The sequence below is a fragment of the Tangfeifania diversioriginum genome, from assembly GCF_900141875.1.
Taxonomy (GTDB): Bacteria; Bacteroidota; Bacteroidia; order Bacteroidales; family Prolixibacteraceae; genus Tangfeifania; species Tangfeifania diversioriginum.
The window spans coordinates 1-2,354 of sequence record NZ_FQZE01000075.1 but is presented as its reverse complement, the minus strand read 5'-3'; the positions used below and the strand labels follow the sequence as shown (position 1 = coordinate 2,354).

5 protein-coding genes are annotated in these 2,354 nt (G+C 41.3%); all 5 read right to left on the bottom strand.

Features of this window, described 5'->3' with window-relative positions:
• Window positions 1–275: 275 nt before the first annotated feature.
• The 5 genes from BUC07_RS21050 to BUC07_RS20425 all read right to left on the bottom strand — a co-directional run bounded on the left by BUC07_RS21050 (window position 276) and on the right by BUC07_RS20425 (window position 2,234).
• Window positions 276–443, bottom strand: a complete 168-nt coding sequence (locus tag BUC07_RS21050) for a hypothetical protein (protein ID WP_175552594.1) — start codon at window positions 441–443, stop codon at window positions 276–278.
• A 170-nt stretch (window positions 444–613) separates the two neighbouring features.
• On the bottom strand, window positions 614–829 hold the full coding sequence (locus BUC07_RS20440; RefSeq protein WP_073174207.1) for a hypothetical protein: 216 nt from the start codon (window positions 827–829) through the stop codon (window positions 614–616).
• A 36-nt stretch (window positions 830–865) separates the two neighbouring features.
• Window positions 866–1,288 carry a DUF6573 family protein gene (locus tag BUC07_RS20435; RefSeq protein ID WP_073174205.1) on the bottom strand — a complete coding sequence of 141 codons (423 nt, stop codon included), beginning with the start codon at window positions 1,286–1,288 and terminating at the stop codon, window positions 866–868.
• A 62-nt stretch (window positions 1,289–1,350) separates the two neighbouring features.
• Window positions 1,351–1,806, bottom strand: a complete 456-nt coding sequence (locus tag BUC07_RS20430; RefSeq protein WP_073174203.1) for a JAB domain-containing protein — start codon at window positions 1,804–1,806, stop codon at window positions 1,351–1,353.
• Window positions 1,807–1,982: 176 nt separating this feature from the next.
• A complete protein-coding gene (locus BUC07_RS20425; protein WP_073174201.1) occupies window positions 1,983–2,234 on the bottom strand; it encodes a hypothetical protein in 252 nt (83 codons plus the stop codon).
• Between the last annotated feature and the right edge of the window lie 120 nt (window positions 2,235–2,354).

The following is a 2,354-nucleotide window of genomic DNA, read 5'->3' as shown; positions in this document are numbered from 1 at the left end:
GCTGCGAAAATGGAAAGCACTATCACTACTATCCAATACACTGCGGTTAATGCCCCGCCTTTGTTAGAAATACTCATAAGAAATTGTTTTAATTATTAATAATTGATTGTAAGTAATAAGGGCTGTTTTGCCCTGTCGAAATGAAACTTCAATACGAAAAGAAAAGACCAGCCCACAGCGTTATCACCGTTCCATCACTAAATGGTTAGCAGGTATCTGTGGGTATGTCCCAGCTTTTTACTGGTCTTTTCAAAATAAATCCGGAGCAGCAACTATCAGCAGTAACAACTTTTAAATGCATCGTATTCAAAAGCGATTAACTGTTTATCGAGCAGCTCCGAGGCTCCCGGGAAATAAGTTGTTTCGAGATGATTAACAAATGCATCCCAGATGTTGGTTCGTTGCTTTTCCTCCCTTTTTTCATTGTACCTGTAAGTTTTCATGATTACCAAGTTTTAATTGATTAGAATTCAACTACAGGCCGTTTGAAGGTTTACTGAGAATCAGATTTTCATACCGGTTTGAGGAATTGACTATTAAGATACACGGGACTTAAAACATCAGCTAAAACTCAGAAAAAAGGAGGGAGTTAAGCCCTCCAATTCGCTAACCTTCAATACGGATTTCCAGAACCATTGTAAGCATTTTCATCAGCAGCCATTGAAACGAACTCCCGGAATTCAGGTTCTCCACACACCAGGCAAAATATCATTTTCCCGTGGGGCCAGTAGTAGGCAGATTCGCCTTTTCTGATTTCAGCCTCACAGTTACAGCAACTGGATTTGAACCGTGCATTAATTAAGCGAGGATCGCCTTTATAATTCTTCATTGGTATTTATTTTATGGCGAATGAACCGCCGGTTAATTAATCTTCGTGTGGTAACATGATAAAAATTGCAGGTGAGGGATCGTCGATATCCTGTGCAGTGATTACGGCCTTCAGGGTAATTTCACGCATCAGCGGTGAGTTTTTCACCTGATTTTCATTATCAAGAATTTTAACGGTTTTCGGTAACTGACAGAAGAATTTGTATAGTAGCGTGTTGCCATCTGTTTTCCGTGCTTCCCAGGTAAACATGTAAAGCAGGTCCCAAAGTCTGCCCGTTTCCTGTTGTCCTTGTAATTCTTCAGGAACTTTTACATAGCGGTCGTAAACAGCCCTTGTAAGGTAAACCGGGAATTTGATTCCGGCATTTGAAGACATTGCACCTTCGATTTTCACCAGAAAGCCATCTTTTACGGCTTCCTTTGTGGTGTAGGAGGAAATAATATCGTCTTTTTTAAACATGAAAAAGTGCCCATGCCCTTGGGTCTTGTTATGGCTTATGGCGTTGCCTGTTACGATTAATACTAAAGAATACCTTCATCAGCAAATGACATGTAGCTGTAATTTGTAAGAATAAGATGGTCGAGCAGCGAAATGTCAAGGACGGAACACGCCTGTTTAATTTTACGTGTTATCCGAAGGTCTGCATCGCTCGCCTGTAAGCTTCCTGAAGGATGATTATGAGCGAGAATGATCGCTGAACAGTTCGCCTTCACAGCAGCTTGCATGATTAAACGAACATCTACAACGGTTCCGCTGATACCACCTTTTGATACTTCGTAATACCCGAGAACTTCGTTCCCCCGGTTCAGCAACAATGCATAGAAGAATTCCCTGTGTTCAATATCCGTGAAAACATGCCTCATTATTTCGTAGGCATCCTTCGCACCGCCAATTTTTGTCCGATCAGAAGGACGGATTTTTGCGGAATAGGTGATCTGTACCTCTGCGATACTGGAAAGAAATAGATTTTGATTCATTGAATGTACTCCTGCCCTGGAGATTTGAATTGGCTTCCACTCTGAAACAACATCAGAATAGGTCTGGCACGCCGGTTAAACAATAGCGTACAACCAGCAGAGAAAGAAGGCACAGGGTAAGGAAAGGACAAACAGCAGGCAAAAAAAAATCCCCCGGTTACCCGGAGGATCTAATTTCATTCTTTAGATGCAGTCTTCTTAGGCTTTACTGCTTCAACTTCTTCAGGGACTGAAACATAAGCAGTATGTGTTCTCCCGAACTTGTCAGGTTCCTGTAACTTCGACAATTCAAACGTTAAAAGCTTCACGCCTTCAAACTCATGCTGGTGCTTCATTGCATCTTCTGTCTTTAAAGTCACCCGTACCAAGTCAAGCTTTTCATGCTGAACGCCTTTACCTATCCAGGCCTTACTATACTTTTTCTCCATAATTTAAAATTTTAAGTTGTACGGAGGTCTTTACAGGTTTAGAATGAAATGACAGGGTTTCAGTCTACGGAAGTAGTAAACAACTCAAAGGAATACAATTTCAAAAATATCCGGCCTCGA